Annotated in this window: 3 protein-coding genes; 1 reads left to right on the top strand and 2 read right to left on the bottom strand. The window is 56.9% G+C overall.

The features are described from left to right. Positions 1–607: 607 nt before the first annotated feature. Complete coding sequence (locus ACROSR_RS20220) at positions 608–880, top strand: hypothetical protein (RefSeq protein ID WP_432687677.1); 273 nt, start codon at positions 608–610, stop codon at positions 878–880. Positions 881–1,192: 312 nt separating this feature from the next. Here ACROSR_RS20220 and ACROSR_RS20215 read toward each other — a convergent pair whose 3' ends face one another. Further along, positions 1,193–1,621, bottom strand: coding sequence for a phasin family protein (locus ACROSR_RS20215; RefSeq protein WP_432687676.1), 429 nt, complete (start codon positions 1,619–1,621; stop codon positions 1,193–1,195). Between the two features lie 165 nt (positions 1,622–1,786). Continuing rightward, entirely contained in the window at positions 1,787–3,814 is a 2,028-nt protein-coding gene (locus ACROSR_RS20210; RefSeq protein ID WP_432687674.1) for a hypothetical protein, read from the bottom strand. Positions 3,815–4,359 lie beyond the last annotated feature (545 nt).

The following is a 4,359-nucleotide window of genomic DNA, read 5'->3' as shown; positions in this document are numbered from 1 at the left end:
AGCCGCCGGATTGGGTGGTTTCGAGTCACCCGGAGATTACGCCACATTCAAATTTCAACCAACTTCGCGACACGACCTTTGGGTAACGCGGTCACATCATCAACGCCAAACCTACGTGTCTAAAACGGTGGTTTCCGACACTCTTCTAGTGATTGCCGCTACATCAGGACGATAGCCCAGACAGAACCCCAAGGCAAAACCTACTTGGTTCTGGCACCTTTGTAGCTGGTTGCGGGAGCGGCCGTTCGCTGCACCCGGACGATCTGTAAGGGAGGGTTCTCTCGCTGCATTCGCCGCGCACTGCCTGAATGGCGGCTTTTGGCAAATCGCCCAAACTTCACAAAGCCCGCTGTGTGCACCAGTCCGGACCTTCGCCGCGAGCGCGAGACATCCCCACCTAACCGTCATTACCCCACCCGGAAACAGTTCGCCGACGCCATCCTAGCGTTCTTCCGCGAAACCATCCCAAGAGAATGGAAAATGTTCCGCGAAAAGGTGTCAGAAAATTTCCGCGTCATAACCCACTAAGAATTTCGGTTTTTGGAAGGTTAGAGGTATACTACGTCCTCATCGTCTTGAACCCTGATAAACCTTGCGAAAGGCTTGCATGAAATACCCTAAACATTGCATTCCCGTTAAAGCGACCCTTGAAGATGGAAGTCAGTATTACGGAGGTGTCCACGTAATGCAGCAGCAGCGGATTCTGGACTTGCTATGCGATGAACGGGACTTCATCCCTTTCAGTCTGCGAGACAGAATAATTCTTGTGAACAAATCCAAAATTGTGCGGCTTGATATTTTGGAAATGTCTGAAATTAAGGAAAAAAAGGATATCTTGCCCGAAGTCAACTTTGATTATCTGAACGCTAACAACTGGTGAGGGAACCGCACAGCTTAGTGTTCCGCACCCGACAGTCACTACCCTATCGTCAGGCTGTGATTTCCGTCCAATCTGCGCGATTGAGCGACCTTATTGCTTCCACGACGGGAACTGAGCGTTAGGTTTGGAACATTAGGTCCAAGTTTCAAATGCAGCTTTTGCGGCCTAGAAGGCATAGGGGATTGGTTCCGGCTGATCTTATTGGTTCATAGTCCTTATTTTGGTTCCGAGCCTCAGCAGATACTTGTTCAAATGAAAACGGCGACCTCAAGGGCCGCCGCAGCATATCGATCGAATTTTGTGCGAAAGAGCTCAGGCGGCCTTTTTCTCGGCGCTTGTCGCCTTGTCCGTGGCTTGGCTTGCTTTTGCCGTCACCTTGCCGGACAGATCTTCACCGGTCTTGGATGCGAACTCGGTCGCCTCAGTGCCGAGCTTCTGCGTGACTTCGCTGAGGGATTTGCTCGTGCCCATGAGGAGATCCATCTGCTTCTGCACAAAGTCGCTGTATACCTTGGCGTAATCTGCTGGCTCGTCGCGCACTGTGGTCACTTCGCGGAGGTTCGAGAACGCCTCTTTGGCAGTGTCGGCCGCGATGTCGGTCGACTTCGTAGCGGTCTCGACGAAGATCGAGGTCATGCGCTCGTTGGCACTCGTCAAAGTCTTGAAGACGTCTTGGAACCCCTGAGGATCGAAGAGGCTCTGGATGTCGTTGCTTGCGGATTTCGTGTTCTGCTTGGCCATGTCATGTTCCTTTCCGGGTTACCGGGATGTGTCATTTGTTACCATTCTTAACTGATGCTGCGGTGCAGCATTTTCAAGGGGCTGGTTCAAGACAGGTTTACTTTGACCGCGGAATTTCACACTTAGGCAGGTCGGGGGCCGCAGCTCCCGACCGCTTGGCTTTGTTCAGCCGTTCCCGTTTCCTTCGCCGCTTTCGACGCAGAAGGCACGGGTGACTGACGTACGCCCGCGCCCTCTCGTCCCGAAGTTGTTGGAGCGGGCGGAGAAGCTGCCCAGGATCGGGCGATCCCAAGCCGAGAGCCTGATGTAGAAGCCACAGACCGCCGGCAGTGACTCGCCGGTAACCGTCTGGTGAGCATCCGACAGGTTGACCGTGCCCAGATACACATTCCGCGCCGCGGGGGGCTGGGTGCCGTTATCACCGATCTCGGATCGTGAACTGTCGTACCTGTCACCCGAAATATCAAAGCCAGTCCCCGTGCAGCCGTAGTGCTCGCCACCGCCCCAGCAGAGGCTGTAGTTTCGGAAATACTCATCGAAAATGTGACCGCGCACCTTGACGCGCACATCCTCGTCCTCGTCTCCTTGGATGCGGCACTGGTTGTCATAGAGCTCGCATGGCCCGCGGGGATCCGGCGTGGTCGGCTCGTAGAGCTCGAAGGAGATGTCGCCGGCGGCGAGGTCCATGTCGTTGCGTTCGATCGTCTCGTTGTCGATCTGAACCTCGACGGGTGAACCGACGGCCACACGCCCGTCCGATGTATCCCGAAGGGTCAGGCGGAAGGAGACGTTGCCGTTATCATCGCTTATGAAGTTGGTCGAGTTCCAGTAGGCCAACTCATGGTACTCTCCGCCGCATCGCTGGTTGAGACGGTAGTCCGCGACCGAAAACCAGCCTTCGGAGACGTCCGTGCCGGCATCGCTTGCGTAACGGTCGTCCCGGCGCATGCAGAAGGGATCCACGATCCGCTCCCAGCGATCGCTTTCTGTGAAGACGATCGGCTCCCACGGCTCACCCGGAAGTTGGTACTCGACCTTGTAGTGGATATCCCCGAGCCGGTCACAGGTGCGCAGTGTTGGAATGGTCCCCGCGATCTCGATGTCGCGGGCAAAGGGACGAGTAAAGCGGCCATTGGCCGTGTCGAGCGCGAATCCGGCAGCATTGATCCATGCGCCGCCGCCCCCGGGATCTGCCGTCCGGACCCCGCTGATTTCAGTGATGGTCGGTGTGAGCGGACAGGCGACCCGCTCCGATCCGGCGCTGAGGGCGTCGAGACCCAGATCCTCGATCGGCGGATCGAGCGCCGCAAGCATCTCAAGGTTTTGCAGATAGAGCCTCGGCCCCGGCATAAGCGCGTCACCGTCGGTGAAGGCCGGTTTCCCCTTATTGCCGATCTCGGTGGAGAACAACTCGATCGGCTCGAACTCGATCGGATCGACGCCAGTCGTATACGCGTCGAGGCCAAAGTCGGCCCCGCCTGGAATGCCGACGGGAAGCGTCGGCAGGAGGCTCGCGTTGCTCCGCACGATCACGGCATCCCTCGCGGAGAGAAGGTCACCGTCAAGAAACAGAGGCCGCTGGGGGGTCGGCCCGGTGCCTTCGGTCGAGAAGAGGATATCGACATCAAACTCCCTGAGCAGTTCCCGCAGGATTTCCGGCTCCTGGCGCAAGCGTCCGGGTCCAACCTCACGCAGCTGGTCCGCGAGTTCGAGGAGCGCTTCAGGTCGGCCTTGAAGTTCGACCGCGTCGAGCCCGAGATCAAGATTTCGCGGAAGATCCAACCGAGCGGTCAGCGCCACGTGAGGCACAATCGCCCCGTTAGTGAACAGAAGATCACCGGCACCGAACCGCCCCGTCGGATCATCCAGTTCCGTCGAAAAGGCGATGAGGCGCGGTTCCCGGTCTTCGCTGGTGCGCACCGCGTGGACTGCGTCGAGGCCGAGGTCACGCTCTGCCTGAAACGCCCGCAGCAGTTCGGCGTTGCGCCGACAGATCGATGCCGTGCGCCCCTGAAGAGCCAGAAGGTCGCCATCGGAGATGACGGCGTTTGATGAAAGACTTTGCGATTCAAAGTCCTCGGACGTTGAAAATAGAATTCCGGCGCATTTTCGTTCCTGGTTCGGTTGCGCCGAAACACTTCCTGCCAAGACCAGAAATGCCGTGATGATTATGCTTCGCACTGGCAAGCCCATGTCACCCTCCTCCTGAGCTAAAATTGCTTATCGTCGCGTGTTTCAACTCGTAATCAAGCCGACTCGGCATGCAGCGATCTCTCAGCCCTGTTGCCGCCCTGAAAGGTTGCAGAGGTGCTCCATGCGTATACTCGGCTACCCCGTGAAATTCCGGGTGTTGATTTCGGGCTCAAGCCCGCAACTCACGCACCCGATCGTATCTGATACCCGCCCTCGATGAGGCGTCGATCAGTGTGGCACAGGGATTACCAGAACTTTCCAAGTATGAGTGGGCGCAAGCAATCACCTCACTTTCAAGCCCTTTTAGGGCTGCAACAATTATTGAAATGTGTTGTTTAGTGTATTCGATTTCCGGAATTGGTGCAACGAAGTCAGCGGGCTTCTTTGCAAATTGTGTGGGATGGCGAGTCCCGGTTCACGTCGTGACCACACCAGATGTTGTGTCGTAGGGTGATGCAGGGAGTTGCGGGCTTCTTCGCGTTTTGTGTGGGTGGGTTTCATTTCCGGTTATCGGACGACAGCACGAGATGTTGTGTCGTAGGGTG

This window comes from Roseovarius tibetensis, assembly GCF_050896375.1.
GTDB lineage: Bacteria > Pseudomonadota > Alphaproteobacteria > Rhodobacterales > Rhodobacteraceae > Roseovarius > Roseovarius tibetensis.
Note: the sequence above shows the minus strand (reverse complement) of the source record. Positions and strands in the feature narration are given on the sequence as shown.